Source organism: Roseomonas sp. E05, from assembly GCF_030063475.1.
In the GTDB taxonomy this organism is placed as follows: Bacteria; Pseudomonadota; Alphaproteobacteria; order Acetobacterales; family Acetobacteraceae; genus Pseudoroseomonas.
This window is the reverse complement of record NZ_JASIRT010000004.1, coordinates 208,169-233,971: the sequence shown is the minus strand read 5'-3', so window position 1 is coordinate 233,971 and position 25,803 is coordinate 208,169. Positions and strand designations below refer to the sequence as shown.

Sequence of the window (25,803 nt, the reverse complement as noted above, 5' to 3'; positions counted from 1 at the left end):
CAGGGCTTGCCGCCTTCGGATGAAGGTGAGGAATTTTCCGGGCTTTGCCACTCTTTCGCGCCACGATTGCATATCGCTTCCGGCATGCGCGGCGCGATCAGGCGCTTGGTGCCCCCCCCCCGGGGCTCAGGAACCCGCCGGCTCCAGCACGTAGAGGGAGGCCTCCTCCTTCATCCGTCCGGCGGCCTCGGCGGCGGCCTCGCCCCAGCCCCAGAAGAGGTCGGCGCGGGCCTCGCCCTTGATGGCGCCGCCGGTGTCCTGCGCCAGCACCAGGCGGCGCATCGGCGCGCCCGTCAGGGGGTGGTGCGTGACGATCCAGACCGGGCTGCCGAGCGGGATGTGGGCGCGGTCCACCGCCACGGCGCGCAGCGGCGTCAGCGGCACGCCGAGCGAGCCGGTGGGCCCCTGGTCGGGGCGGGCGGGGGTCTCGCGGAAGAAGACGTAGGAGGGGTTCTCGTCCATCAGCGCCTTGGCGCGGGCGGGGCCGGCGCGTTCCAGCCAGGCGAGGATGCTCTGCATCGAAACCTGCTCGCGCGGGATCTCGCCGCGCTCGGCCAGCAGGCGGCCGATCGGGACGTAGGGGCGGCCGTTGCGGGCGGCATAGCCCAGGCGGCGGACGGAGCCGTCCGGCAGCACCACCCGGCCGGAGCCCTGGATCTGCAGGAAGAAGGCCGCGGCGGGGTCGGCGGCCCAGAGCAGCACGGGGGCATCCGTGGCGCCGGCCTCGATGGCGGCGCGGGCGGGATAGGGGACGAAGGCCCCCTGCTCCACCCGGCCGAGGATGCGGCGGCCCTTCAGGTCCTCGGCGAAGCGGCCGAGATCGACCTCCATCAGGTCGTCCGGCCGGCCGAGCAGCGGCGTGCGGTAGCCCGGGCCGGGCGTCAGCGAGCCGCGCAGCTCGGGCTCGTAATAGCCGGTCATCAGGCCCTTGCCGGCGAGGCGCAGGGTGAAGCGGCGCTCGAAGAAGGCGCGCGCGGCGGCATCGTCGGCGGGCGGCAGGGCGGCGGCCTCGGCGCAGAGCGCGGCGGGGAAGCGGGGCGGGCGGCAGCCGGCCAGGAAGGGGGGGATGGCCTCGGAAAGCCGGTCCTCGCTCCAGCCGGGCAGCTCGGCCACGCGGCGCGGCACGGGGGCGCAGGCCGCGAGCAGCCCCAGCACGGCCAGGGCCGCCGCGAGCCAACCCGCCCGCGCCCGGCGGGGCGCGGCAGCCGGCACGCGCCGCCTCAGGCGGATTGCGTGCCGACCAGCTTCCAGGTCGGGTCGCTGCTGCGCAGGTCGCGCTGGAAGGTCCAGATGTCGGTCACCTCGGTCACCGCCTCGGTGCCCGCCACCACCTCGTCCTTGGCATCGGTGGTCACGTTCACCTGCTCGGAGACGATCCGCACCGTCACCTCGGCGGTGCTGCCGCGCAGCTCGGCCGCGGTGATCGCCGTCTCCAGGATGGCGCGGACCTCGGTGCGCTGGCGCTCGCCGGCCTGCTCCCGCGCGGTGACCGCCTGCTCGAAGCCGGCATAGGTGTCCTCCGAGAGCAGGTCGCGCAGGGTGGCGCGGTCGCCGCTGGCGAAGGCGGCGACGATCATGCGGAAGGCCCCTTCGGCCCCGGCCAGGAAGGCGTTCGGGTCGAAGGCGCGATCCATCTGCTGGATGCTCTGCAGGGCCTGCCCGACCGGCGAGCGGGCCTCCGGTACCACCTGGTGGGCACCGCTGCCGGCCACCGCCGAAGGCGGCAGCGCCTCCGCCTCGCGCAGGGGCGGCGCGCCAGGCGCCGGAACGGGGCGCTCGCGTGGCGGCCGTTCGAAGCCCTGCCGCCGTCCCAGCACGCCGCGCAGGCGCAGCACCAGGAAGGCCGCCACCATGCCGAACAGGATCAGATCGAGCGGGAAGCCGCCGGACATTGCAATCTCCTCATGTCCGACACTTAAGCGCGCGCACCCCGTATCGCAACGGCCCCTCCGGTGGCGGATGCGGTCTGGGGCCCCGCGCGGCGCACGAAACCGCCATCGCGCGGCCGGCGGCACGGCCCGCCGCTTGCGGTGGGGCGGGGCTGCCGGTACTGCCAGAGGCACCGCCCTGCCCCACCCCCGGAGTTCCGCGATGATCCTGCTGCGTCACGGCCAGAGCGAGTTCAACCTGCACTTCTCCGCGACGCGGCGCGACCCCGGCATCAAGGACCCCAAGCTCACCGTGCTGGGCCGGCACCAGGCCGAGCAGGCGGCGCAGGCACTGGCGGGCGAGGACATCCGCCGCATCATCGCCAGCCCCTATACCCGCGCGCTGCAGACGGCGGCACCGCTGGCCCGGCAGCTCGGCCTGCCGGTGCTGGTGCATCCCCTGGTGCGCGAGCGCTATGCCTTCACCTGCGATGTCGGCTCGCCCCGCACCGCCCTGGCGATGGACTGGCCGGAGCTGGAGTGGTCGCATGTCGAGGAGGTCTGGTGGCCGGCGGTCGAGGAGCCGGTGGACCAGGTCGAGGCGCGGGCGCGGCTGTTCCGCGCCGAGATGGCGGCGCTGGAGGACTGGGCGCATACCGTGGTGGTCTCCCACTGGGGCTTCATCCTCTCGATGACCGGCGAGTCGGTCGGCAACGGGCAGTGGCTGCGCTGCGACCCCTGCGCCCCGGCGCCGGCGGAGATTTCCTGGCACCACCGCTGACGCCGCGCCCCCTGACCCCGTGCCCCTGACAGCCTGCCCCTGACAGCCTGCCTGTGACAGCGCCGGCGCGCCGTGCTACCCCGCGCCCCGGAACCGGAACCTTACTCCAGGGGCTTGCATGTCCGACACCAGCCTTCCCCCCAACGGAAACCAGGCCCCGAACGGCGGCGCGCAGCCGCCGCAGGGCCAGCCGCAAGGTCCGCTGCTGCTGAACCTGCAGTACACCAAGGACCTCTCCTTCGAGGTGCCGGGCGCGCCGGAGATCTTCACCACGCTCCGCGAGCAGCCGCGCATCGACCTGGCGCTGGACGTGCAGGCGCGGCCGCTGCAGCAGGGCGGCAACGTCTATGAGGTGGCGCTGCAGATCCGCGCCGACGCCCAGGCCAACGGCCCGGACGGCAAGCCGCAGACCGCCTTCATCGCCGAGCTGGTCTACTGCGGCATCTTCACGCTGAACGTGGAGCAGAACCTCGTCGAGCCGCTGCTGCTGGTGGAGTGCCCGCGCCTGCTCTTCCCCTTCGCCCGCAACATCCTGGCCGATGTGACGCGCGACGGCGGCTTCCCGCCCGTGCTGCTCTCGCCGATCGACTTCGTGGCGCTGTGGCAGAGCCGCCGCGGCCCCGACGCCGCCGGGCAGCAGCCCGCCAACGCCTGAACAAGGCCGGGGGAAGGAATTCCCCCGGACCCCCTTCTTTTTTTCTTCGGGTTCGAGGCGCGGCCTGCGAGCGGGCGCCGCAACTGACAAAAAGAAGATGGGGGGCTCGGGGGGAATTCCTTCCCCCCCGATCTTTTTCTCCTCCCGGCGGGTGGCCCTGCGATGCTGCGCAACATCCTGACCATCGGCAGCTGGACCTTCGCCAGCCGCATCCTGGGCTTCGCGCGCGACATGCTGATCGCGGCGACGCTCGGCGCCGGGCCGCTGGCCGATGCCTTCTTCATCGCGCTGCGCCTGCCCAACCTGTTCCGCCGCCTGTTCGGCGAGGGCGCCTTCAACGCCGCCTTCGTGCCCGCCTTCACCGCCACATTGACGCTGGAAGGCCCACGCCGCGCGCGCGAGCTGGCGGCGCGCATGTCCACGCTGATGGCGCTCTGGCTGACGCTGATGGTGGGGCTGGGCATGGTCTTCATGCCACAGATCATGGCGGTGCTGACGCCGGGCCTGCGGGACGAGCCGCTGCGCTTCAGCCTGGTGGTCGAGCTGTCGCGCATCACCTTTCCCTATCTGCTGTTCATCTGCCTCACCGCGCTGGTCAGCGGCGTGCTGAACGCCATCGACAAGTTCGCCCTCGCCGCCGGGGCGCCGCTGATGTTCAACCTCTTCGCCATCGTCTCGCTCTTCGCGCTGACGCCCTTCGTGGCGACGCCGGCGCATGCGCTGGCCTGGGGCACCATGCTCTCCGGCGTGGCGCAGCTCGCGGTGGTGGTGGTGGCCTGCCACAAGGTAGGGATGGGCTTCAGCCTGATCTCGCTGCCGCGGCTGACGCCCGACACGCGCGAGGTGCTGCACCGCATGCTGCCCGGCGTGCTCGGCGCCGGGATCACGCAGATGAGCCTGGCGATCGACGTCTTCATCGCCTCGCTGCTGCCGGCGGGCGCCATCAGCTACCTGACCTATGCCGACCGCGTGGCGCAGCTGCCGCTCGGCGTGGTGGGGGCAGCGGTGGGCACGGCGCTGCTGCCGGTGCTCTCGCGCCAGCTGCGCGGCGGCAAGCCGCTCTCGGCGCATCGCAGCATGAACCGCGCGGTGGAGCTTTCCCTCGCCCTCACCATCCCCGCCGCCGTGGCGCTGGTGGTGATCGCCGACCCGATCATCCTGACGCTGTTCCAGCGCGGCGCCCTCAGCGTGGAGGAGGCGTATTCGGTGGCCTGGGCGCTGCGCGCCTATGCCTGCGGCCTGCCCGCCTTCGTGCTGATCAAGGCCTTCTCCCCCGGCTTCTTCGCGCGCGGCGACACCGCCACGCCGGTGAAGATCGGCATCGCCGTGGTGGTGGTGAACCTGGCGCTCAGCCTGCTGCTGACGCGCGTGCTGGCGCATGTCGGCATCGCACTGGCCACCGCCCTCGCCGCCTGGTGCAATGCCGGCCTGCTGTTCAGCCTGCTGGCGCGGCGCGGCCATTTCCATGCCGACCGGCGGCTGCGGCGCAACGGCTGGCGCCTGCTGCTGGCCGCGACGGTGATGGCCGGCGTGCTGGCGGTGGTCGAGCCCTGGCTCTTTCCGGCGCAGGGGCTGATGAAGCTGGCGGGGCTCGTCGTGCTGGTCACGCTGGGGCTGGCCACCTATTTCGGCAGCACCCAGGCGCTGGGCGCGCTCGACCTGCGGGAGCTGCGGCGGCGCTCCTAGAGCATTTTCCGTTCGCTCTGGCTCACGGAAAATGCTCCAGCCGTTTGTTTTGACGAGCATCTTCACCCGTGCCGATGATGCCATCGGAACGGGATCTGCTCCAGTGCCCTGATCGCGAAGTCCTTTGGACTGCCCGATCAGGGCACGAGCGGAAAGCCGGATGCGGGCGGCGGCCCCGCCCCTTCCCGCCGCCGCGCATCGCGCTATCCTGCGGGCATGACCCAGACCACGGATTTCGGCTTCCGCGAAGTGCCCCGTGACGCCAAGGCGTCCATGGTGCGGCAGGTCTTCGACAGCGTCGCCCCCAAATACGACGTGATGAACGACCTGATGTCGCTCGGCCTGCATCGGGCCTGGAAGCAGGCCTTCGTCGCCGCCATCGGCGCCGGGCCGCGCGACACCCTGCTCGACCTCGCGGCCGGCACCGGCGACGTCGCCTTCCTGGCGCGCAAGCGCGGCGCGGGGCGCGTCATCCTGGCCGACATCAATGCCAGCATGCTGGGCGTCGGGCGGGACCGGGCGCTGCAGAAGGGGCTGATGGACGGCCTCTCCTTCGTCTGCTGCGACGCCGAGCGGCTGCCCTTCCCGGACCGCAGCGTGGAGAAGGTCTCCATGGCCTTCGGGCTGCGCAACTGCACCGACAAGGACGCGGTGCTGCGCGAGGCCTTCCGCGTGCTGCGCGTCGGCGGGCGGATGCATGTGCTGGAATTCTCCCGCCTGGAGATCGACGCGCTGCGGCCGCTCTACGACGCCTGGTCCTTCAAGGCGCTGCCGGCGATCGGCGCGCGCATCGCCAAGGATGCGGAAAGCTACCAGTACCTGGCCGAGAGCATCCGCATGTTCCCGGACCAGCCGACGCTGGCCGGGATGATGGAAGGCGCCGGCTTCGAACGGGTGAAGTGGCAGAACCTCTCGGGGGGCGTGGTCGCCATCCATACGGGCTGGAAGTTCTGAAGGGTTGTGCCGGGGGAGAATGAATTCTCCCCATCGGACGCATGCGTCCGATCCCCTCTTCTTTCTTTTCTATCCGTTTGTTGCGCGGGCGGCCTGCGCGCGCGCCGGGGCTGAAGCAGCCCCGGCGACTGCAAGCGATTCAACTGACGGAAAGAAGATGGGGGTTTGGGGGAATTCTTTCCCCCAACCTTTTTCTAGCCGCGCGCGAAGGCGATCAGGTCAGCGTTGAGCCGGGCCTGGTGGGTCAGGAACAGCCCGTGCGGCGCGCCCTCGTAGATTTCCAGCCGGGCCTTGGGCAGCAGCGCGGCGGTGGGGCGGGCGGTCAGGTCGGGCGGGCTGGTCATGTCCCGCTCGCCATGCAGCAGCAGCACGGGAACGTCGATGGCGCGCGCCTCGGCGCGGAAGTCGGCGGCGGCCAGGGTGCGGTGGCATTCCAGCAGGGCGCGCAGCGAGCTGCGCAGCGCCATGTCGCGCACCCAGTTGCGCAGGCCGGCGGGATTGTCGGGCGCGCGGGTCAGCATCGGCGTGGTGGTGCCGATCAGCACGGCGCGGGCGACGCGGCCGGCGGCGCCATGCCGCGTCAGGCAGCGCAGCACCTCGCCGCAGCCCATCGAGAAGCCGACCAGCGTGGCGCCGCGCAGGTCGAGCTGCTCCAGCACGGCGGCGAGGTCGTCGGCCAGGGTGTCGAAATCATAGCCGCGGCCGGGGTCGTCGGAGCGGCCGTGGCCGCGCCGGTCATAGGCGACGCAGCGGAAGCCGGCCCCGGCCAGGGCCAGCATCTGGTAGCACCAGGAGTCGGAGGGCAGCGACCAGGAGGCGACGAAGACCACGGGCGGGCCTTCACCCCAGTCGCGGTGGAACAGCGCGACGCCGTCGCGCGTGCGGATGGGGGCGGGCATGGGGCTCAGGCCTCCCCGGGCAGGCGGTCGAGGAAGCCGCACACCGTGCGCAGGCGGCCATCCTCCGCGAGCCGGGCGAAGTCGGTGCCGGCGACCAGCGGCGCGCCCGCCTCGGGGCCAAGGGTCCAGGAGAAGCGCAGCCGGTCGGCATAGCCGTCGGGGCGGCCGGCGAGCGCGAAGCGGTGTCCGGGGAAGCGGGCCTGCACGCCCGCGATCAGGGCGGCGATGCCCTCATGCCCCGCGCCCTGCATCAGCGGGTCGCGATAGGTGGCGTCCTCCGTCCAGAGGCCGGCGAGGAGCGCGCGGCGGCGGGCGGGGTCGGTCTCGTTCCAGGCGGCGATGTAGCGGGTGGCGAGGGTCTGGGCGTCGGTGGCGGTCATCGGTCGGGCTCTCCTCTCGGATGCCCCGCGCTCCTGCGGGGAGGGCCGCAGTGTTCCGCCTGCCGTGCGGCGGCGCGATTACCTCGCAGGTCATGGGCGCGCGGCGGCGGGGCGGGCCAGAGCGTTTTCCGTCCGCCCTGGCTCACGGAAAACGCTCCAGCCGTTTGTTTTGACGAGCATCTTCACCCGCTCCGATGATGCCCTCGGAGCGGGAGCTGCTCTAGGCTGGCGCCATGTCCCTGTCGCGGCCGCTTTCCTCCGGTCCCTCCATCGGCGCCCTGCTGCGCGGCTGGCGCCAGCGGCGGCGGCGCAGCCAGCTCGACCTGGCGCTCGACGCCGAGATCTCGCAGCGGCACCTCAGCTTCGTCGAGAGCGGGCGGGCGGCGCCGAGCCGCGAGATGGTGCTGCGGCTGGCCGAGCAGCTGGAGGTGCCGCTGCGCGAGCGCAACGCCCTGCTGCTGGCCGCCGGCTTCGCCCCCGCCTTCGCCGAGCGCCCGCTCGACCACCCCGCCATGGCGGCGGCGCGGGAGGCGGTGGAGCGCATCCTGCAGGCCCATGCGCCGCAGCCCGCCCTGGCGGTGGACCGGCACTGGCATCTGGTGGCGGCGAATGCGGCGGTGGCGCCGCTGCTGGAGGGGGTGGCGGAGGCCGCCCTGCTGGCGCCGCCGGTGAACGTGCTGCGGCTCAGCCTGCATCCGCGCGGGCTGGCGCCGCGCATCGCCAACCTGGCCGAGTGGCGCGCCCATCTGCTGGAGCGGCTGCGGCGGCAGGTCGCCGCCAGCGCCGACCCGGCGCTCGCCGCGCTGCTGGCGGAACTCGCCGCGCTGGAGGCGCCGGAGGCGGGGGTGGGCGTGGCGGGGGAGCATCCGGCGGCGGGGCTGGCCGTGCCGCTGGAGCTGGAGAGCCGGGCGGGGCGGCTCTCGCTGCTCTCGACCACCACCGTCTTCGGCACGCCGGTGGAGGTCACGCTGTCGGAGCTGGCGATCGAGGCCTTCTACCCGGCCGACGCCGCCACCGCGGGGCGGCTGCGGCGGCTCTCGGCGGAAGCCCGGACATGAAAAAGGGGGCCGGAGCCCCCTCTTCCGCATCGGCGTGATGCGCGATCAGCCCTGCGGGTTGCCCGCAGTGTCGGCGCTGGGCGCCGGCGTGTAGATGATCTCGTTGTTCTCGCCCTGGTTGGCGAAGCTGGCCACCAGGCCGTGCTGGGCGGGCGAGTCCGGCGCATAGATGTACCGGGCGTTCTCGTTGCGGCCGATCACCTTCACCGGGCCGCCACCGACAATGTTGCCACCGTCGTTGGAGTAATCGACAGCGAAGTTCTCGCCGGTGCCAAGAACACGGATGCTGCTCTCCTGCGCGGCGGCAGCACCGATCACGCCGAAAGCCAGAACCGTCGAAAGAATTGCCTTGCGAAACATTTTGCGTTCCCCTGTTCAGTAGTAGGGGACGTCCTTGCGTCCTCTTACGGGAAGCTAAATGGCGCCGCCACCGCGCCGGCGCCAATCGTTCGGCCGGATACCCAACATCCGCCTGCGTGATGACAGAAGCATGACAGGCGCACCGCGGCTTCCGGCGGCGGCCTGGCCGGTCTAGCCTGCGCGCCATGCTCGCGGACAAGCGCATCCTCCTCATCGTCGCCGGCAGCGTCGCCGCCTACAAGGCGCTGGAGCTGACCCGGCTGCTGCGCAAGGCGGGGGTGCGCGTCACCCCCGTGCTGACGGCGGGCGGCGCCCGCTTCGTCACGCCGCACGCGCTGCAGGCCATCGCCGGGGAGGCGGTGCACCAGGAGCTCTGGTCGCTCGCCGGGGAGGCGGAGATCGGCCATATCCGGCTCGCCCGGCTGCCGGACCTGGTGGCGGTGGTGCCGGCCTCGGCCGACATGCTGGCGAAGATGGCGCACGGGCTGGCCGACGACCTCGCCACCACCCTGCTGCTGGCCACCGACCGCCCGGTGCTGGTGGCGCCGGCGATGAACTGGGCGATGTGGGGCCATCCCGCCACCCGCGCCAATATGGCGAGCCTCATGGCGCGCGGCGTCGCCGTGGCCGGCCCCGGCGAGGGCGCCATGGCGGAGGCGGAGAGCGGCCCCGGGCGCCTCGCCGAGCCAGCCGAGATCTTCGCCGCCATCGCGTCGCTGCTGGGCGCGGCGCCGCGGGCGCTGGAAGGGCGGCATGTGCTGGTCACCAGCGGGCCGACGCATGAGCCGATCGACCCGGTGCGCTACATCGCCAACCGCAGCAGCGGGAAGCAGGGCCACGCCATCGCCGCCGCGCTGGCGGCGCTGGGCGCGCGGGTGACGCTGGTCTCCGGCCCGGTGGCGATTCCCGACCCGGCGTGGGTGCAGGTGGTGCGGGTGGAGAGCGCCGCCGAGATGCTGGCGGCCTGCGAGGCCGCCCTGCCGGCCGATGCGGCAGTCTGCGCCGCCGCGGTGGCGGACTGGCGGACTGCCACCGCGGCCGGGCAGAAGATGAAGAAGGTGCCCGGCGAGGCGCCGCCGCCCCTGGCGCTGGCGCTGAACCCGGACATCCTGGCGACGCTCTCCACCCATGCGCGGCGGCCGCGGCTGGTGGTCGGCTTCGCGGCGGAGACGGAAAACGTGATGGCCAATGCCGTGGCGAAGCGGCAGCGCAAGGGGTGTGACTGGATCGTGGCGAATGACGTGTCGGGCGACGTGATGGGCGGGGCCGAGAATGCCGTGCACCTGGTGACGGAAGGCGGGGTGGAGGACTGGCCGCGCCTGCCGAAGGCGGAGGTGGCGCGGCGGCTGGCCGCCCGGCTGGCGGCGGCGCTGGCCGAGGGGGTTTCCGCATGAGCCGCGCCGAGATCATCGTCCGCCGCCTGCCGCATGCCGAGGGGCTGCCGCTGCCGGAATACGCCACCGCCGGCGCGGCGGGCTTCGACCTGCTGGCGGCGGTGACGGCGCCGCTGGTGATCGCGCCGGGCCAGCGGGTGCTGGTGCCCACCGGGCTCTGCCTGGCGCTGCCGGCAGGGCACGAGCTGCAGGTGCGGCCGCGCTCCGGGCTGGCGCTGAAGCACGGCATCGTCCTGCCCAACAGTCCCGGCACCATCGACGAGGACTATCGCGGCGAGCTGCAGGTGATCGTCATGAATGCCGGCGAGGCGCCCTTCACCGTCGAGCGGGGCATGCGAATCGCGCAGGGCGTGCTGGCGCCGGTGACGCGCGCCACCTGGCAGGAGGCCGATTCGCTGCCGGAGACGACGCGCGGGACGGGCGGCTTCGGCAGCACGGGGCACTGAGGCGCAGGGGCCACGCGCGGCGGGCCATGGCAGCCATGCCTGGCCCGCGGCTGCTTCCGCGCGCCGCCCATTGCGCCGGCCGCGCCCCCCCGCCCATATGCCCGGCATGGACCTCGATTTCTCCGAAGCCGAGCTGCACCGCTACTCCCGCCACATCCTGCTGCAGGAGGTCGGCGCGGTCGGGCAGGCGAAGCTGCGCGCGGCGCGGGTGCTGGTGGTCGGCGCCGGCGGGCTGGGCTCACCGCTGGCGCTCTACCTCGCCGCCGCCGGGATCGGCACCATCGGGCTGATCGACGACGACCACCTGGAACTCTCCAACCTGCAGCGGCAGGTGGCGCACGACACGGCGCGGATCGGCCGCAACAAGGCGGAGAGCGCGGCCGAGACCATCCGGCGGCTGAACCCGGAGGTGGCGGTCGAGACGCATGCCCGCCGGCTGGATGCCGCCGCCGCGCAGGAGATCATCCCACGCTACGACCTGGTCTGCGACGGCACGGACAATTTCGCCACCCGCTTCCTGCTCGGCGATGCCTGCCATCTGCTGGGCCGCACGCTGGTCTCCGCCGCCGTGCTGCGCTTCGAGGGGCAGCTTTCCGTCTTCAAGTCGCATCAGGGGCACGCCTTCCCCTGCCAGCGCTGCCTGCACCCCGAGCCGCCGCCGCCCGGCCTGGTGCCGACCTGCTCCGAGGCGGGGGTGCTGGGCGCCGTGACCGGCGTGATGGGCACGTTGCAGGCGACCGAGGTGCTGAAGGAGATCCTCGGCATCGGCGAGAGCATGGCCGGCCGGCTGCTGCTGTGGGACGCGCTCGACGCCCGCTTCCGCACGGTGAAGCTGCGGCGCGACCCGGCCTGCCCGCTCTGCGGCGAGGCGCCCAGCATCCATGACCTCGCCGGGCACGACACCGCGCCCGCGGCCTGCGCCCTGCCGGCATGAGCGCGCCGCTCGGCATCCTGCTGCGCTCGGCCGGGCACGAGCCGGCGCATTACGCGCTGGTGCTGGCCACCGGGGCGGCGGCGATCGGGCGGGAGGTGGTGCTGTTCGCCACCAATGCCGGCTGCCGGCTGCTGCTGCGCGACACGCCCTTGCCGGCCGACCCGCGCGAGGCGCTGCTCGGCGCGCGCGGCGTGGCCGGCATCGGGCCGCTGCTGGAGGCGGCGGAGGAGCTGGGCCTGCGCCGCATCGCCTGCGAGGCCGGGCTGCGCGCGGAGGGCATCACCCCCGAGGCGCTGGCGCCGGGCGTGGAGGTGGCGGGCGTCGTCACCTTCCTGGCGGCGGTCGGCACCGGCCAGATCGTGTCGCTTTGAGGAAAGAGGCCGTTTCGTTGCAGGCTGACGCTTGACCGCGCGCCCGGGTTGCGCGCCAGATCGGGCCATGGCTTGGCTTCGTCTCGCATCCCCGCTGTTGCTCCTCCTCCTCGCCGCGCCGGCGGCCGCCCAATCGGCCCTCGGCTCCTCCAGCCTGGGCGGCCCCTCGCCCTCGCTGCCGCAACCGGTGCCGCCCGGCGGCGCGCATGTGCTGCGCGCGCCGCCCGGCATGGTGCCGCAGCGGCCGGCCTCCCCGCCCGCCGCCGCCCCGGCGCGGCCGGCGCAGAGCCTGCAGCCGCCACCCGCCTCACCACCCGCCGGACCCCGGCCGGCTCAGCGCCCGGCGGCCGAGCCGCGCCGCGCGCCGCCGGCCGCCCCGCCACGCGCCGCCGCCGGCGCGCCAACCCAGCCGGCGCCGCAGACCCCGGTGAAGCAGCGCCCGCGCAGCGGCGGGACGGCTCCCGCGGCAGCCGGCGCGGCCGCCGGGGTCGCAGCCGGGACCGCCGCCGCGGGAGCCGCCGCCGAGGCCGCGCCCCCGGCCTCCCCCGCCCCCACCCCGCGCGAGCTGGAGTCGCCGGATGTCGGCAGCGTCACCGGCCTGCCGCTGCCGCGCTTCGTCTCGCTGCGCAGCGACGAGGTGAACTTGCGGATCGGGCCGGACACCCGCTTCCCCATCGAATGGACCTACCAGCGGCGCGACCTGCCGGTGCAGATCCTGCGCGAGTACAGTCACTGGCGCCGCATCCGCGACATGGACGGCACGGAAGGCTGGGTGCACCAGTCCACCCTGGCCGGGCGCCGCACCTTCCTGGTGCGCGGGCCGCAGGAGCACGTCCTGCGCGCAGGCGAGGGCGATGCGAGCGGCGTCGTCGCCAGGCTGATGCCGGGGGTGGTCGGGCGCATCCGCAACTGCCGCGGCGGCGGCACCTGGTGCGAGGTGCAGGTGAGCGACTATCGCGGCTACCTGAAGCGCAGCGAGATCTGGGGCGTCACCGCCGATGAGGAGGTGAACTGAGCCGCGGGCGGCAGGCCGGGTGAGGCAGCCTCCCCCGGCGCCGCTCCGCCGCGCCCGGTCTCAGTGCAGGCGCTGGCGCAGTTCCGCCGCCATGGCGCGGGCGCGCTGCGCCGCCTCGCCTTCCGGCACCAGCGCCAGGAAACGCTCCAGGCAGGCCAGCGCGGCGCCGATGCGGTCGAGCCGCTGGTTCATCAGCGCTGCCTCGCGCCAGAGCGCCGCCACGTCGGGCGCCAGTCGCAGCATGTCCTGCGTGCAGGCCAGGGCGCCCTGCAGGTTGCCCGTTCCCAGCCGGCGGAGCTTGATGTTGTTCTGCAGGCGCAGCAGCACGGCGCGCTTGCTCACCGGGGCCAGGAACTCCGGGCGCAGCTCCGCCTGCGCGCCCTGCACCCGCTTGAGGATGGCGCGCAGCTCCGGCGCATCCAGCGGCCGGGCGGGCTGGAACGGATCGATCACCGCGGCGCCGCGGCTGCCTTCGATGCCGAGCAGGAAGTGGCCCGGGAAGTCCAGCCCCCAGGCGCTCCAGCCGGCGGCCTCCGCCGCGTGCAGCCAGAGGATGCCAAGCGCCACGGGCAGGCCGCGCCGCCGCTCGATGACGTGGATCAGGTTGGCGTTCTCGGGCGCCTCGTAGGTCTCGCTGTCGCCGGCATAGCCGAAGCGGTCCTGCACCACCGTGCGCAGCACCGCGGCGCGGCGCAGGCCATTGCCCGCATCGGCCTCGCGGTCCTTCGCGGCGGCGGTGACGGCGGCGCGGGCCAGCTCCGAGAGGTGCTGCGCGGCCGCGCCCCAATTGGCTTCCGGCGCGTCGATGCGCGCGAACTGCAGGGCGACGGAAGCGAGGTCCAGCTCGGCCTCCGGCAACTGGCCGGCGGCCTCCAGCGCGGCACGGGCCTCGGCCTCGGAGGTGGTTTCGGTCATGCCTTCTGGATGGCGATGCGGCGCGGCCCGATCAAGGGCCGCGCGCCTCAAGGCTCCGACAGCATGGGGCCGAGCGCACGGCCGCCGAAGATGTGCACGTGGAAATGCGGCACCTCCTGCCCGCCATCCGGCCCCATATTGGTCAGCACGCGATAGCCCGGCCCCTCCAGCCCGAGCTGCCGGGCGACCTGCCCGACGGCGCGCCAGAAGCCCGCCACCGCCTCGGCGCCGGCATTGGCGGAGAAGTCGGCGACCGAGACATAGGCGCCCTTGGGGATCACCAGCACATGCACCGGCGCCTTGGGGGCGATGTCGTGGAAGGCGAGGGCGTGCTCGTCCTCATAGATTTTCTTGGCGGGGATCTCGCCGCGCAGGATGCGGGCGAAGACATTGCCGCCGTCATAGGGCGGCAGGCCGGAGACGGGCATGGCAGTTCCTCCTCGCAGGGCAGTTTGCCTCAGGGCAGTTTCGTGGTCTCGGCGGCGCGCAGGATGGCCTTCGGCCGCGCCGCCTTCTCGGCGATGCCGGAGATGCCCTCGCGCCGCACCAGCTCGGCCCATACTTCCTCCGGCCGGATGCCCGCGTCCACCCAGACGACGATCAGGTGATAGAGCAGGTCGGCACTCTCCATGATGGTGGGCTGGCGGTTGCCGAGCGTCGCCTCGATGACGCATTCCACCGCCTCCTCGCCGAGCTTCTGCGCCACCTTGGCGGTGCCGCGCGCCATCAGCCGGGCGGAGTGCGAGCTGGCGGCATCGCCGGCGAGGCGGCGCGCCTCCACCGTCTCCCACAGCCGGCGCAGCACCTCGATGTCGCCGGGGGCGGGCACATCCAGCGGCGCCAGGTGGCGCGCCTCGGCCTTCAGCACCCGCTTGCGCGGCTTGGCGGCGACGGGCAGGTCCGGCGGCGCCGGCAGGGCGGCCGCCGGCGCCTTCGGCTTGGTCACCTTCTTCACCACCTTCTTCGCGGCGGGCTGCTTGGCCTTGAGGGGCTTCTTCTTCGCGTCCTTGCCCATGGTCTCAGGCTGCCTCCCGGAATGGGGTGGGGCGCACCGGCAGGCCGGCGGCGGCCAGCGCGGCCTTCGCCTCGCCGATCCGCATCTCCCCGTAGTGGAACACGCTGGCGGCCAGCAGGCCGGTCGCGCCGGCCAGGGCCCCCTCGACGAAATGCTGCGCCGTGCCGACGCCGCCGGAGGCCACCAGCGGCAGCCGCACCCGCCGCCGCAGCGCGCGCAGGAGATCCAGGTCGAAGCCGGACTTGGTGCCGTCGCGGTCCATCGAGGTCACCAGCAGCTCGCCGGCGCCGAGGGAGGCCATCCGCCCCGCCCAGTCCAGCGCGTCGATGCCGGTGGCGCGGCGGCCGCCATGGGTGAAGATCTCCCAGCGGCCCGGGGCCACCGTGCGGGCGTCGATGGCCACCACGATGGCCTGGCTGCCGAAGGCCTCGGCGGCGCGGCGCACGAGGTCGGGGTCGGCGACGGCGGCGCTGTTGATGCTGGCCTTGTCGGCGCCGGCCAGCAGCAGCCTGCGCACGTCCTCGACGCTGCGCACGCCGCCGCCGACGGTCAGCGGGATGAAGACCTCGGCCGCGGTGCGCGAGACCACGTCGTACATGGTGTCGCGGTTCTCGTGGGTGGCGCCGATGTCGAGGAAGGTGATCTCGTCCGCGCCCTCGGCATCATAGGCGCGGGCCTGCTCGACCGGATCGCCGGCATCGCGCAGCGCGACGAAGTTGACGCCCTTGACGACGCGGCCTTCCTTCACGTCCAGGCACGGAATGACACGCAAGGCCAGCATGGCGGCGCCTCCAGACCTTTGACTCACAGGTTAAACGGGGGCGATGCGCCGGGTTGCGGCCGGGGTCAAGCCCTGTTGCCGCAGGGGTTGCATGCGGGAACAAGGTCGGGGGAATGAATTCCCCCGAACCCCCTTCTTCTTTTTGTCAGTCCTGGCGCGCGCTGGCCGCCCGCGCGGGCAACCCGAAGAAAAAAGATGGGGGGTTCCGGGGGGAATTCCTTCCCCCCGGCCTTTTACCTCAGCGTCACGCTCACCGAGGCCGGCTTCTCCAGCAGGCCGGTATAGGTGACGGTGTAGGTCCGCCCGGCCTCCGCCGGCAGCGCGGGCGAGAAGCCGCCGAGCGAGATCAGGTCGCCCGCCTTCAGCGCCGTGCCGCGCGCCTTGAGCTCCTTCACCAGCCAGGGGATGACGTTCAGCGGGTGGCCGAGCAGGGCGGTGCCGGGGGCCGTCGCCAGCTCCTTCTGGTCGGTGGCGAAGCGCACGGTCATGCTGCCGAGGCGCTTCGCGAAGTCCTCCGTCGCCTCGGGCGCGATCGGCTCGCCCACCACGCCGAGCCGGGCGCCGACGCCGATGGCCAGCAGGTTCGGCCCGTCCATCTGCTTGAGATCGGAGAGCGCGAGGTCGGGCAGCTCGATGAAGGGGATGACCTGGTCGAGGTGCTTCAGGATGGCGACGTGGTCGTCCCCGGCCTGGTTGATGCCCTCGTCCTTCACGCGGACGATCAGGTCGGCCTCGGCCACCGGCACGGCGGCGAAGTCCGCGGGGAGGGTATCGCCGGAATGCGCCCGCACCGTCGCCTGGTAGATCGGGCCGGCCAGCGGATGGGCGACGCCGAAGCGCTTCTGGGCGGCCTCGTTGGTCAGCCCGACCTTCCAGCCGACCGTGGGGCCGAGCTGCTTCTCCATCGCCGGCACCAGCTTGCGCTGGGCGCAGAGCGCATCCTCCAGGCTGAGGCTGCGGCCGAAGGCCTCGACCGGGGCCTTGGCCAGCAGGGAGGCGGCGAGCGCCTGCATGGCGGCGTCATCCGGGCAGGTCAGGGCGGCGGGAGCGGCCTCGGCTCCACCGGCCAGGGGAACCAGCAGGGCGGCGGCGATCAGGGCTCGGCGCATGGGCGGCATTCCTCCGGTGCTTGGCGGAGGATGCTAGCGGCAGAGGCGGCACCGTCACAATGCGCCGCAGCGGGGCGGAGAGGGTCTCCCCGCTCCGCCCCCCGAGGGTCAGGTCCCCGTCAGTCCAGGCTGGCGCCGGACTCGGCGACCAGCTGCTTCCACACCGCCTCCTGCGCGCGGATATAGGCGCCGTAGGCGGCGGGGGTGGCGTCCACCACGGTGGTGAAGCCGTTCGGCTCCATCTTCGCGCGGAACTCCGGCGTGTCCACGACGCCCACGATCGCCTTGTGCAGCGCCGCGATGCGGTCCTCCGGCGTGCCGGCGGGGACGTTGATGCCGTACCAGGACTGCATGTCGATGCCGGAGCCGGGCAGCAGCTCCTTCATCGCCGGCACGTCCTTCAGCTCCGGCGCATAGGTCACGCGCTCGGCGCTGGCGGCGGCCAGCACGCGCAACCGGCCCTCGCGCACATGCGCCATGGAGAGCGGGATGACGTCGAACATCATGTCGATGTTGCCGGCCAGCAGGTCCTGCAGGGCCGGGGCGCCGCCGCGATAGGGGACATGGGTGATGTCGGTGCCCGTCACCTTGCAGACCTTGCTGATCGTCAGGTGGCTGATGGTGCCGGTGCCGGAGGAGCCCATGGTGATCCCGCCCGGGTCCTTCTTCGCCGCCGCGATGACCTCCTGGAAGGACTTGTACGGGCTCTGGGCGTTGACCGTCATGAACACCGTGCCGGTGGTCACGCGCGTCACCGGCGCCAGGTCGGCGAGCGGGTCGATCGGCATCGACTTGGCGTAGAGGAACTTGTTCGCCGCCAGGATCGAGGCGGAGCCGAGCAGCATGGTGTACCCGTCCTTGTCGGAGCGGGCCGCCTCGGCCGCGCCGATATTGCCGCCGGCGCCACTGCGGTTGTCCACGACGACGCTGTGGCCGAGCACCGGCTCCAGCATCTGCGCCATCAGGCGCGCGGTCATGTCCACCGAGCCGCCCGGCGCATAGGGCACGACGATGCGCAGGTTGCGGGAGGGAAAGGTCTCCTGCGCCCGCGCGACATGCGGGGCGAAGAGGGCCGAGGCGGCCGGGAAGGTGGCGGCGGCACCGAGCAGCGTGCGGCGGCGGAGCGTCATGGTCTTGGGAGCCTCCGGTTGGGTCCGGGGCGGGTTCTGATCGTTCCGGGACAGGGGGGCAAGCCCTGCGCGGATTCGTTACAGGCCAGCGCCCAGGCTGTGCATCAGCACGGCCGCCGCCACCGAGACGTTCAGGCTCTCCACCGCGCCGGAGCCGGGCAGCGTCACCCGCGCGGCGCAGGCGGCGACGGTGGCTGCCGGCAGGCCCTGCTCCTCATTGCCGAGCACCAGCGCCACCGGGCGGTCCCGCGGCAGGGCGGCGGGCGGCACGCCCTCCCGCGCCACCGCCGCCACCGTCAGGTAGCGGGCGGAGAGGCGCCGCAGCGCCTCCGGCAGGTCGGGCGCGCGGTAGAGGGCCAGCGCCTCCAGCCCGCCCTCGCTGGTGCGCCAGGCGGCGTCCGACAGGCCGGCCTGGCGCGGATCGCCCGAGAGCAGCATGGCGCGGCAGCCGAAGAAGGCGGCCGAGCGGGCGATGGCGCCGAGATTGTGCGGGTTGCCGATGCCGTCCAGCACCGGCAGCAGGCCGGGCGGCAGTGCCTCCGGGGCGGGCAGGAGCGGCACCGGGCGCGGCGCGGCCACGGCGACGATGCCGCCATGATGCGTGGTGCCGGCGACGCGCGCCAGCTCCTCGGGCGGGACTTCCCGGTAGGGCTTCCGGGCGCGGGCGAGCCGGGCGCAGAAGGGGCCGGCCTCGGCGCGGCGGGCGGCGACATAGAACAGCCGCAGCACGGCCTCCGGCCGGTGCGCGAAGGCGGCCGCCACGGCGGCGGGGCCACAGAGGCGGTCGGGCTCGGGCTGCGGCGGACGGGGCGGTCTCATGCGGCAGGGCAGTAGCGCCAGGGGAAGGTCGGGGGAAGGAATTCCCCCGAACCCCCATCTTCTTTTTGCTTTCCAGGCGGCGGAGGAAGGCGAGGCAATGCCGGGGAGGCGGTCGCGCAGCCGGCGCCCCGGTCGATTTGGCACCCGTCCCCGGCGGGCCTAGGCTGCGGCGCGGCCACAAGACCTGGAGGAATCCGCCCCATGAACCTCGCCCGTTTCCCGCGCATCCGGCTCGGCCACCTGCCGACGCCGCTGGAGCCGATGGAGAACCTCACGCGCCATCTCGGCGGGCCGCGCCTCTGGATCAAGCGGGACGACGCCACCGGACTTTCCACCGGCGGCAACAAGACCCGCAAGCTGGAATTCCTGATGGCCGAGGCGCTGGCGCAGCAGGCCGACACCGTCATCACCCAGGGCGCCACCCAGTCCAACCATGCGCGGCAGACCGCCGCGGCGGCGGCGAAGCTCGGCCTCGCCTGCCACATCCTGCTGGAGGACCGCACCGGCGACCACAGCCCGGCCTATGCCCAGTCCGGCAACGTGCTGCTCGACAAGCTGCACGGCGCCAGCATCTCCCGCCGCCCCGGCGGCGCCGACATGCAGGCGGAGATGGAAGCGCTGGCCGCCGAGCTGCGCGCCAAGGGCAAGCGGCCCTACGTCATTCCCGGCGGCGGCTCCAACCCGGTGGGCGCGCTGGGCTATGTCAACGCGGCGCTGGAGCTGGTGAACCAGGCCGCCGAGATGGGGCTGCGCATCGACCACGTGGTGCACGCCACCGGCAGCGCCGGCACCCAGGCCGGGCTGGTGGCGGGGCTGGTGGCGCTGAACAGCGGAATCCCCGTGCTCGGCATCGGCGTGCGCGCGCCGCGCGAGAAGCAGGAGGCGAACGTGCTGGCGCTGGCCCAGCGCACCGCCGAGCACCTTGGCCTGCCCGGCATCGTCAAGGCCGAGCACGTGGTGGCCAACTGCGACTATGTCGGGCAGGGCTACGGCATCCCGACCGAGGGCATGGTCGAGGCGGTGAAGCTGCTGGCGGAGAAGGAAGGCATCCTGCTCGACCCCGTCTATTCCGGGAAGGGCATGGCCGGGCTGATCGACCTGATCGGCAAGGGGCGCTTCGGCAAGGACGAGAACGTGGTGTTCCTGCACACCGGCGGCGCCGTCGGGCTGTTCGGCTACCCCGACGCCTTCGGGGTGTCGCAGGACTGAGGGCCAGGCAAGGCCGGGGGAGAATGAATTCTCCCCCAGACCCCCTCTTCTTTCTTTTTTATCAGTTCGCCGCGCAGGCTGCATGCGCTCGCGCCGGGGCTGGAGCAGCCCCGGCGACCGCCAGCGCAGCGGCGTTCAGGAACGCCTCCGCCTCCGGGCGGAGCCGAAAACTGACAGAAAAAGGAGGGGGTTCGGGGGAGTTCCCTCCCCCGATCTTCCTGCGTTTTTCCGCCTGTCGCCGCCCTTCAACTCGGCGGCGAGGCGTGCCACTCTCCGCGCCCTCCGTTGCAGCAGGGAAGGAGTTCTCCATGGCGGGCGTCTTTTGGCACGACGGCAAGTGGATGACCGAGGAGCCGAAGGTGCTCGGCCCGATGGACCATGCCTTCTGGCTGGGCTCGATGGTGTTCGACGGCGCGCGCGCCATCCGCGGCCTGGTGCCCGATCTTGACCAGCACTGCGCGCGGGTGATCCGCAGCGCCGAGGCGATGATGATGAAGCCGACGCTGGCAGCCGGCCGCATCGAGGAACTCTGCCGCGAGGGCGTGGCGAAGATGCCGGCCGATGCGGAACTCTACATCCGGCCGATGTTCTTCATCCGCCGCGGCATCGGCGCCGCCTTTCCCGACCCGGCGAGCACCGAGTTCATCCTCTCCATCTATGACGCGCCGCTGCCGGACGCCTCGAAGGGCTTCTCGGCCTGCCTGGTGCCCTTCCGCCGCCCGGCGGCCGACATGGCGCCGACCGACGCCAAGGCCTCCTGCCTCTACCCGAACTCCTCCCGCGCCGCCGCCGCCGCCCGCGCCCGCGGCTTCGACAACGCCGTGCTCTGCGACTTCGAGGGCAATGTGGCGGAATTCGCCACCTCCAACATGATGCTGGTGAAGGACGGCGTGGTGATGACGCCGGCCGTCAACGGCACCTATCTCGCCGGCATCACCCGCTCGCGCGTGCTGACGCTGCTGCGCGAGGCCGGCATCGAGGCGCGCGAGTGCATCGTGACGCCGCAGATGCTGCGCGAGGCGGACGAGATCTTCGCGACCGGCAATTTCGGCAAGGTGCAGTACTGCATCAACTTCGAGGGCCGCGCGCTGCCGATCGGGCCGGTCGCGCAGAAGGCGCGCCAGCTCTATTTCGACTGGGCGGAGCGCACCAGCCGGATGCTGCCCAAGGCGGCCTGACCCCCGGGGGCGCCGCCCCCGGACCCCCGCCATCCCTTTCCAGGATCCCTCTGATGGGAGATCCAAGAACCTCAGGTTCTTGGCGGGGAGAGTCTGAGAGGGGCGGCGCCCCTCTCAGGGTTCTCCAGCAGACCGACACGGTCCTGATCATCGACAAGCCCGCGGGCCTGCCGGTGCATGCCGGCCCGCGCGGTGGCCGCAGCCTGGAGGATTTCCTGCCGGCGCTGGCCTTCGGCAAGCGGCGCCTGCCGCAGCCGGCGCATCGCCTGGACACCGATACCTCGGGTTGCCTGGTGCTCGGCCGCACCAAGCCCGCGCTGGCGGAACTCGGCGCCCTGTTCGCCGCCGGCCGTGCCCGCAAGACCTACTGGGCGGTGGTGGCGGGCGGCCCGGCGGCGCAGTCCGGCCGCATCGACCTGCCGCTGCGCAAGGTGAGCAGCGCCGCCGCCGGCTGGCGGATGGAGCCGCATCCCGAGGGCCAGCCCGCCCTCACCCGCTGGCGCGTGAAGGGCCGCGGCGAAGGGCTGGCCTGGCTGGAGCTGCGCCCGGAGACCGGCCGCACCCATCAGCTCCGCGTCCATTGCGCCAGCCAGGGCTGGCCGATCCTCGGCGACCCGCTTTACGGAAAAGCATGCCCGGCCGGGCTGCATCTGCTGGCCCGCGCCATCGTTCTGCCGCTGGCTTCGCCGATTGAGGCCACGGCCCCGGTGCCGGAGGCCCTGCGGCCGGCCTTCCGCGCCTGCGGCTGGAAAGAAGAGTGAGGCGATGACCCCGATCCACCGCTGGCTGCGCCGGCGTTTTCCCGTCAGCCTGCGCCAGGCCGTGCGGCAGACCGAACCAGGCATCATCGGCCTTGGCATCGTGGCGGGCATCGCCAGCGGGCTGGTGGCCTCCCTGCTGGGGCTGGCGGCCAAGGGGCTGCACTTCCTTCTGTTCGGCGCGGAGAGCGAGCATGGCCTCAGCGCGCTCCGCGACGCCAGCCCGCTGAGCCTGCTGCTCTCCCCGGCGATCGGCGGCCTGCTGCTGGCCCTGCTGGGCATGGCCCTGGCGCGCTGGTGGCCGCGCCAGCCGGTGGACCCGATCGAGGCCAATGCGCTGCATGGCGGGCGCATGTCGGTGATGGACGGGGTGGTGGTGGGGGCGCAGAACCTGCTCTCCAACGGCTTCGGCGCCTCGGTCGGGCTGGAGGCGGCCTATACCCAGGCGGGCGGCGGGCTCGCCTCGCGCCTCGGCCGCGCCTTCGGGCTGCGGCGCGGCGATCTGCGCGTGCTGGTGGGCTGCGGCGCCGCCGGCGCCATCGCCGCCTCCTTCCAGGCCCCGCTGACCGGCGCCTTCTATGCCTTCGAGCTGGTGATCGGCACCTATGCCATCGCCCATCTGGGGCCGGTGGTGGCGGCGGCGGTGGCGGGAACGGTGGTCGCCCGTGCGCTGGGCGGCGCCACGCCGGTCTTCTCCGGCGGCATCGCCCCGCCCGACTGGGACGACGGCGTCACCGCCCTGATCGTCGGCCTGCTCTGCGGCCTGGCCGCCATCGCGCTGATGCGCGGCGTCACCCTGGCCGAGGTGGTGATCCGCCGCGTCATTCCCTGGAGCTTCCTGCGGCCGGCGACGGGCGGGCTGATGGTGGGGGCGCTGGCGCTGGTGACGCCCGCCGTGCTCTCCGCCGGGCATGGCGCGCTGCACCTGACCTTCATGGTCGAGGGCCCGGCGATGCCGGTGCTGGTGCTGCTGCTGCTGAAGGCGCTGGCCGCCGCCATCTCGATCGGCAGCGGCTTCCGCGGCGGGCTGTTCTTCGCCTCGCTGCTGCTGGGGGCGCTGCTCGGCAAGCTGCTGGCGCTGCCGGCGAGCTGGGCCGGCTTCGTGGTGGACCCGCTGCTGACCGCGGTGGTCGGCATGAGCGCCTTCGGCGCCGCCATCATCGGCGCGCCCTTCGCCATGACCTTCATCGCGCTGGAGACCACCGGCGACTTCGCCGTGGCGGGGGTGACGGTGGCCGCCGTCATCGTCTCCTCGACCACCGTGCGACGCCTGTTCGGCTACTCCTTCGCCACCTGGCGCTTCCACCTGCGCGGCGAGGCGATCCGCAGCGCGCATGACATCGGCTGGCTGCGCGACCTGACGGTGGGCAAGCTGATGCGGCGCGAGGTGCGGACGGTGAAGACCGACATGCGCATCTCCTCCTTCCGGCGCGACTTCCCGCTCGGCTCCACCACCCATGTCATCGCGCTCGACCAGGCGGACCGCTACGCCGGGCTGATCCTGGTGACGGAGGCGCACGCGCCCGAGGTCTCGGAAAACGACACGGTGGCGACGCTGGTCCACCTGCCGGACAAGGTGCTGCTGCCGGCGCAGAACGCCAAGCAGGCCATGGCCATCTTCGACGCCACCGACGCCGAGGCGCTCGCCGTGGTGGACAAGCAGGACACCTCCCGCGTGCTCGGACTGGTCACCGCCTCCTACCTGCTGCGGCGCTACAGCGAGGAGCTGGACAAGCGGCGGCAGGACGAGCTGGGCATCATGCCGGCCTGAGGAGGGAGGGACAGGGCGGGGGGAAGGAATTCCCTCAGGCCCCCTCTTGTTCCTGCCTGCCGGCGCCTGTGGCTCCGTTCACATCATGGCAACAACCCTCTCGCTATCGTGAGCTTCCGCGCCGGGGATGCACCGGGCAGCAGGGACAGCGGGATCAGGGCCATGCGCTATTCGGAGCTCGGCGGATCGGAGGCCGAACTGGACTACGCGATGGGCGTCGCCGAGCGGGGCTTCGCGGCGGAGCCGCCGGCCGCGCAATTCACGACGCTCTGCCTCATGGCCGTCATCGTCTCGCGCTACCCGCCCGGCCCGTGCCAGGAGGAGGCGGAGGACCGGCTCTGCGGGCTGCTCGGGCAGGTTTCGCTCACGCCGGAGGAGCTGGCCATGCTGCGCCGGTTCCGCGCGCAGGGGCTGCAGGTGGATGCGCGCAGGGCACGCCGGCGCGCCACGGCCGGCACGGCGCCCCGCCGGCCGCGCTGAGCGCCGCGCGCAGGGCGCTCACGCTTCCGGCTTTCCTCCCGGGACCCAGAGCACGTCCCCGCCGGCATTGAGCACGCGCGACAGCACGAAGAGGTGGTCCGACAGGCGGTTGAGATAGCGCAGCGCGGCCGGGTTGACCGCCTCCGCCGCCGAGAGCGCCACCACCACGCGCTCGGCGCGCCGCGCGGCGGTGCGGGCGAGATGCGCATGCGCCGCCGCCGGCGTGCCGCCGGGCAGGACGAAGGAGCGCAGCGGCGGCAGGCCGGCATTCATCGCGGCGATCTCGCCCTCCAGCCGGGCGCACTGGGCGTCGGTCACGCGCAGCCGGCCTTCCGTCTCATCGCCCGGCATGCAGAGATCGGCGCCGAGGTCGAAGAGGTCGTTCTGGATGCGCGCCAGCATGGCATCCGCCTCGCCTTCCGCGTGCAGGCGGAGCAGGCCGAGCGTGGCATTGACCTCGTCCACCGCGCCGATCGCCTCGACGCGCAGCGCGTCCTTGCGCAGGCGGGTGCCGTCGCCGAGCGAGGTCTCGCCGCGGTCGCCGCCGCGGGTGGTGATGACGTCCAGCCTGACCATCGGTGCAGCCCCTGCCCTGGAGCATTTTCCGTTCGCTCTGGCGCACGGAACGCTCCAGCCGTTTGTTTTGACGAGCATCTTCACCCGTGCCGATGATGCCATCGGAACGGGATCTGCTCCGGTGCCCTGATCGCGAAGTCCTCCGGACCACCCGATCAGGGCATTCGCCTTTGTTTTCAGTGTCCTGCCCGCGAAGTGCGCGGGAAATCCCGCGCACTTCGCGGGCAGGACACTAGAGCACCAGGACGCCCTGGTGCTTCGCCTTCATCTCCGGCTCCACATGGATGGTGATGACGGTGCTGCCAAGCATGGCCTTCAGCGCCGCCTCGATCCGGTCGCAGATCTCGTGCGCCTCGGCCACCCGCATCTCGCCGGGCACGACGAGGTGGAACTCGACGAAGGTGGTGCTGCCGGAATGCCGCGTGCGCAGGTCATGCGCCTCGATCGCGCCGGCCGCCTCCTGCGAGACCAGGGCGCGGATGCGGCCGAGCAGTTGCGGCTCCACCGCCTCGTCCATCAGCCCGCCGACGCTTTCGCGCATCAGCCGCCAGCCGGAGACCAGGATGTTCAGCGCCGTCAGCGCCGCCAGCAGCGGGTCGAGCCAGAGGATGCCGGTCAGCGCCACCGCGCCGACACCGACCACCACGCCGGCCGAGGTGACGACGTCCGACAGCAGGTGGCGTGCATCGGCCAGCAGGGCCGGCGAGCGCAGCCGCCGCCCGGCGCGGAACAGCAGCCAGGACCAGGCGCCGTTCGCCGCCGTGGCCACCGCGGAGATGGCGAGGCCGGTGGCCGGCAGCTCCGGCGCCTGCGGGTCGCGCCAGGCCTGCCAGGACTCGCTCAGGATCAGCAGCGCGGCGACGACGATCAGCGCCCCTTCCAGCACCGCCGAGAAATACTCCGCCTTGGCATGGCCATAGGGGTGGTTGGCATCCGGCGGCGCGGCCGAGAGGCGGATGGCCAGCAGCGCGGCGACGGCGGCGGCGACATTGACGATGGACTCCAGCGCATCGGCCATCAGCGCCACGCTGCCGGTGAGCCACCAGGCCAGGGACTTGAGGCCCAGCACCGCCAGGGCCACGCCCACACTGCCCGCCGCGAGCGACGTCGCTCGGCTCATCCAGTTCACTCCACGCTGTCCGGTAGAGGGGGTTCTAAGGCAGGGGGGGGCCGGGTGGGAAACCCGAAAACGCCGCGCAGGTGCCGCGCGGCAGCCGCATGGAAGGGGGAGCCTCGGGCAGGCCGGCCCCTGGACCCGGCC

General features: G+C 72.9%; 29 protein-coding genes. 15 read left to right on the top strand and 14 right to left on the bottom strand.

Going from position 1 to position 25,803, the window contains the following annotated elements; genetic code table 11:
• Nucleotides 1-126: 126 nt before the first annotated feature.
• Together QMO56_RS06900 and QMO56_RS06895 are read right to left on the bottom strand one after the other, a co-directional pair.
• Entirely contained in the window at nt 127-1,212 is a 1,086-nt protein-coding gene (locus QMO56_RS06900) for a murein transglycosylase A (RefSeq protein WP_283524419.1), read from the bottom strand.
• Between the two features lie 8 nt (nt 1,213-1,220).
• Entirely contained in the window at nt 1,221-1,892 is a 672-nt protein-coding gene (locus QMO56_RS06895; protein WP_283524418.1) for a Tim44/TimA family putative adaptor protein, read from the bottom strand.
• A gap of 199 nt (nt 1,893-2,091) precedes the next feature.
• Here QMO56_RS06895 and QMO56_RS06890 point away from each other — a divergent pair, with 199 nt between their 5' ends.
• From QMO56_RS06890 to QMO56_RS06875, 4 genes are all read left to right on the top strand, one after another.
• On the top strand, nt 2,092-2,649 hold the full coding sequence (locus tag QMO56_RS06890; RefSeq protein WP_283524416.1) for a histidine phosphatase family protein: 558 nt from the start codon (nt 2,092-2,094) through the stop codon (nt 2,647-2,649).
• A 118-nt stretch (nt 2,650-2,767) separates the two neighbouring features.
• Nucleotides 2,768-3,304, top strand: a complete 537-nt coding sequence (gene secB, locus QMO56_RS06885; RefSeq protein ID WP_283524414.1) for a protein-export chaperone SecB — start codon at nt 2,768-2,770, stop codon at nt 3,302-3,304.
• 162 nt (nt 3,305-3,466) lie between these two features.
• Nucleotides 3,467-4,990: a murein biosynthesis integral membrane protein MurJ gene (murJ, locus tag QMO56_RS06880; RefSeq protein ID WP_283524412.1), complete on the top strand. Its 1,524-nt coding sequence runs from the start codon at nt 3,467-3,469 to the stop codon at nt 4,988-4,990.
• Nucleotides 4,991-5,206: 216 nt separating this feature from the next.
• Nucleotides 5,207-5,944, top strand: a complete 738-nt coding sequence (locus tag QMO56_RS06875; RefSeq protein ID WP_283524410.1) for a class I SAM-dependent methyltransferase — start codon at nt 5,207-5,209, stop codon at nt 5,942-5,944.
• Between the two features lie 194 nt (nt 5,945-6,138).
• Here the strand turns inward: QMO56_RS06875 and QMO56_RS06870 are convergent, their stop codons facing one another.
• Together QMO56_RS06870 and QMO56_RS06865 are read right to left on the bottom strand one after the other, a co-directional pair.
• A complete protein-coding gene (locus tag QMO56_RS06870; RefSeq protein ID WP_283524409.1) occupies nt 6,139-6,843 on the bottom strand; it encodes an alpha/beta fold hydrolase in 705 nt (234 codons plus the stop codon).
• Nucleotides 6,844-6,848: 5 nt separating this feature from the next.
• Entirely contained in the window at nt 6,849-7,223 is a 375-nt protein-coding gene (locus QMO56_RS06865) for a nuclear transport factor 2 family protein (protein ID WP_283524407.1), read from the bottom strand.
• A 233-nt stretch (nt 7,224-7,456) separates the two neighbouring features.
• On the opposite strand from QMO56_RS06865, the gene QMO56_RS06860 reads away from it, so the two are divergent.
• On the top strand, nt 7,457-8,281 hold the full coding sequence (locus tag QMO56_RS06860; RefSeq protein ID WP_283524406.1) for a helix-turn-helix transcriptional regulator: 825 nt from the start codon (nt 7,457-7,459) through the stop codon (nt 8,279-8,281).
• A gap of 45 nt (nt 8,282-8,326) precedes the next feature.
• Here the strand turns inward: QMO56_RS06860 and QMO56_RS06855 are convergent, their stop codons facing one another.
• A complete protein-coding gene (locus QMO56_RS06855) occupies nt 8,327-8,641 on the bottom strand; it encodes a hypothetical protein (protein WP_283524405.1) in 315 nt (104 codons plus the stop codon).
• 185 nt (nt 8,642-8,826) lie between these two features.
• Here QMO56_RS06855 and coaBC point away from each other — a divergent pair, with 185 nt between their 5' ends.
• From coaBC to QMO56_RS06830, 5 genes are all read left to right on the top strand, one after another.
• A complete protein-coding gene (gene coaBC / locus QMO56_RS06850) occupies nt 8,827-10,035 on the top strand; it encodes a bifunctional phosphopantothenoylcysteine decarboxylase/phosphopantothenate--cysteine ligase CoaBC (RefSeq protein WP_283524404.1) in 1,209 nt (402 codons plus the stop codon).
• Complete coding sequence (dut, locus tag QMO56_RS06845) at nt 10,032-10,481, top strand: dUTP diphosphatase (RefSeq protein WP_283524403.1); 450 nt, start codon at nt 10,032-10,034, stop codon at nt 10,479-10,481. The genes coaBC and dut overlap by 4 nt, the downstream gene beginning before the upstream one ends.
• A 106-nt stretch (nt 10,482-10,587) precedes the next feature.
• Nucleotides 10,588-11,415: a HesA/MoeB/ThiF family protein gene (locus tag QMO56_RS06840; protein WP_283524401.1), complete on the top strand. Its 828-nt coding sequence runs from the start codon at nt 10,588-10,590 to the stop codon at nt 11,413-11,415.
• Nucleotides 11,412-11,786, top strand: a complete 375-nt coding sequence (locus tag QMO56_RS06835) for a DsrE family protein (protein ID WP_283524399.1) — start codon at nt 11,412-11,414, stop codon at nt 11,784-11,786. The genes QMO56_RS06840 and QMO56_RS06835 overlap by 4 nt, the downstream gene beginning before the upstream one ends.
• A gap of 97 nt (nt 11,787-11,883) precedes the next feature.
• A complete protein-coding gene (locus QMO56_RS06830) occupies nt 11,884-12,801 on the top strand; it encodes an SH3 domain-containing protein (RefSeq protein WP_283524397.1) in 918 nt (305 codons plus the stop codon).
• A gap of 60 nt (nt 12,802-12,861) precedes the next feature.
• Here the strand turns inward: QMO56_RS06830 and QMO56_RS06825 are convergent, their stop codons facing one another.
• From QMO56_RS06825 to QMO56_RS06795, 7 genes are all read right to left on the bottom strand, one after another.
• Nucleotides 12,862-13,716 (bottom strand): SirB1 family protein, encoded by an 855-nt coding sequence (locus QMO56_RS06825; protein WP_283524395.1) that lies wholly within the window; start codon nt 13,714-13,716, stop codon nt 12,862-12,864.
• A 47-nt stretch (nt 13,717-13,763) separates the two neighbouring features.
• Complete coding sequence (locus QMO56_RS06820; protein ID WP_283524393.1) at nt 13,764-14,144, bottom strand: histidine triad nucleotide-binding protein; 381 nt, start codon at nt 14,142-14,144, stop codon at nt 13,764-13,766.
• A gap of 29 nt (nt 14,145-14,173) precedes the next feature.
• On the bottom strand, nt 14,174-14,731 hold the full coding sequence (locus QMO56_RS06815; RefSeq protein ID WP_283524392.1) for a phosphoribosyl-ATP diphosphatase: 558 nt from the start codon (nt 14,729-14,731) through the stop codon (nt 14,174-14,176).
• 4 nt (nt 14,732-14,735) lie between these two features.
• The gene (gene hisF / locus QMO56_RS06810) at nt 14,736-15,512 is read right to left on the bottom strand and encodes an imidazole glycerol phosphate synthase subunit HisF (RefSeq protein ID WP_283524391.1); all 777 of its coding nucleotides are present in this window, start codon (nt 15,510-15,512) and stop codon (nt 14,736-14,738) included.
• Nucleotides 15,513-15,745: 233 nt separating this feature from the next.
• Nucleotides 15,746-16,621, bottom strand: coding sequence for a 2-keto-4-pentenoate hydratase (locus QMO56_RS06805; protein WP_283524389.1), 876 nt, complete (start codon nt 16,619-16,621; stop codon nt 15,746-15,748).
• Nucleotides 16,622-16,740: 119 nt separating this feature from the next.
• Nucleotides 16,741-17,751, bottom strand: coding sequence for a tripartite tricarboxylate transporter substrate binding protein (locus tag QMO56_RS06800; protein ID WP_283524388.1), 1,011 nt, complete (start codon nt 17,749-17,751; stop codon nt 16,741-16,743).
• A 78-nt stretch (nt 17,752-17,829) separates the two neighbouring features.
• Nucleotides 17,830-18,570, bottom strand: a complete 741-nt coding sequence (locus QMO56_RS06795) for an RNA methyltransferase (protein ID WP_283524386.1) — start codon at nt 18,568-18,570, stop codon at nt 17,830-17,832.
• A gap of 201 nt (nt 18,571-18,771) precedes the next feature.
• Here QMO56_RS06795 and QMO56_RS06790 point away from each other — a divergent pair, with 201 nt between their 5' ends.
• From QMO56_RS06790 to QMO56_RS06770, 5 genes are all read left to right on the top strand, one after another.
• Nucleotides 18,772-19,779 (top strand): D-cysteine desulfhydrase, encoded by a 1,008-nt coding sequence (locus QMO56_RS06790; protein WP_283524384.1) that lies wholly within the window; start codon nt 18,772-18,774, stop codon nt 19,777-19,779.
• 308 nt (nt 19,780-20,087) lie between these two features.
• The gene (locus QMO56_RS06785) at nt 20,088-20,957 is read left to right on the top strand and encodes a branched-chain amino acid aminotransferase (RefSeq protein WP_283524383.1); all 870 of its coding nucleotides are present in this window, start codon (nt 20,088-20,090) and stop codon (nt 20,955-20,957) included.
• A 53-nt stretch (nt 20,958-21,010) separates the two neighbouring features.
• On the top strand, nt 21,011-21,718 hold the full coding sequence (locus QMO56_RS06780) for an RluA family pseudouridine synthase (protein ID WP_283524381.1): 708 nt from the start codon (nt 21,011-21,013) through the stop codon (nt 21,716-21,718).
• Between the two features lie 4 nt (nt 21,719-21,722).
• Nucleotides 21,723-23,486, top strand: coding sequence for a chloride channel protein (locus QMO56_RS06775; RefSeq protein WP_283524380.1), 1,764 nt, complete (start codon nt 21,723-21,725; stop codon nt 23,484-23,486).
• 162 nt (nt 23,487-23,648) lie between these two features.
• Nucleotides 23,649-23,966 carry a hypothetical protein gene (locus QMO56_RS06770; RefSeq protein ID WP_283524379.1) on the top strand — a complete coding sequence of 106 codons (318 nt, stop codon included), beginning with the start codon at nt 23,649-23,651 and terminating at the stop codon, nt 23,964-23,966.
• An 18-nt stretch (nt 23,967-23,984) separates the two neighbouring features.
• On the opposite strand, the gene QMO56_RS06765 is transcribed toward QMO56_RS06770, so the two are convergent.
• Complete coding sequence (locus tag QMO56_RS06765) at nt 23,985-24,542, bottom strand: cob(I)yrinic acid a,c-diamide adenosyltransferase (RefSeq protein WP_283524377.1); 558 nt, start codon at nt 24,540-24,542, stop codon at nt 23,985-23,987.
• Nucleotides 24,543-24,774: 232 nt separating this feature from the next.
• The gene (locus tag QMO56_RS06760) at nt 24,775-25,662 is read right to left on the bottom strand and encodes a cation diffusion facilitator family transporter (protein WP_283524376.1); all 888 of its coding nucleotides are present in this window, start codon (nt 25,660-25,662) and stop codon (nt 24,775-24,777) included.
• Nucleotides 25,663-25,803 lie beyond the last annotated feature (141 nt).